This window comes from Mesorhizobium sp. M4B.F.Ca.ET.143.01.1.1, assembly GCF_004792275.1.
Classification (GTDB): domain Bacteria; phylum Pseudomonadota; class Alphaproteobacteria; order Rhizobiales; family Rhizobiaceae; genus Mesorhizobium; species Mesorhizobium abyssinicae.
Map to the genome: position 1 here is coordinate 1 of NZ_SRSR01000070.1, position 551 is coordinate 551.

1 protein-coding gene and 1 pseudogene are annotated in these 551 nt (G+C 65.5%); both read right to left on the bottom strand.

Translation table 11 applies throughout. The annotated features are described in order from the left end of the window. Positions 1 to 263, bottom strand: a pseudogene (locus EN786_RS35990) (sarcosine oxidase subunit gamma); the annotation flags it as partial. Then, a partial coding sequence (locus EN786_RS35995) for a glycine cleavage T C-terminal barrel domain-containing protein (protein ID WP_135910013.1) occupies positions 256 to 551 on the bottom strand: 296 nt, incomplete at its 5' end. The pseudogene EN786_RS35990 and the gene EN786_RS35995, both read right to left, overlap by 8 nt.

Genomic DNA, 551 nt, shown 5'->3' on the forward strand with positions numbered 1-551 from the left:
GCGGCAAAATCCAGCTCGGCGCGGCCTTCCGCCTCGATCATCCACTGATCCAGCCCGGTCCACAGCGCGGCAACCCCCTGCCCTGCAATCCAGCGGCCTGGTCCGGGAAGAGCGAGGCCGAACGGCGTGGGCTCAACGGTTCCGCGGCGCAGCGCCATGGAGGCAAGCGCCAGACCCCCGTTCTCACGGATCTCCAACGCCCCGAACGATGCGAGGCGTGGTAGTGCGGCACCGAGCGCGGTGATGGGTCTCAGGTCACTCACGAAGACGTGCTCCTTCAGGATCGACAAAATGCGCCGGCACGACGCGCAGGCGCGCGCTTTCGCCTTCGAGCGGGTTCGCGGCCACGATCACCTCGCCCAGCCGTTCATCGCCATTCTCGAGGAAACCGAGCCCGATCATTGAGCCGACATGTGGACTGTAGCAAGCCGAGGTGATCCAACCCTGATCGGTATCGAATTTCCACGGTGCACCTTCCGCAAAAAGATGTGAGCCGCTGACCACCTTCCCGGCAGGATCGACGGGCCGCAGCCCGACCAGGCGTCGCCTGT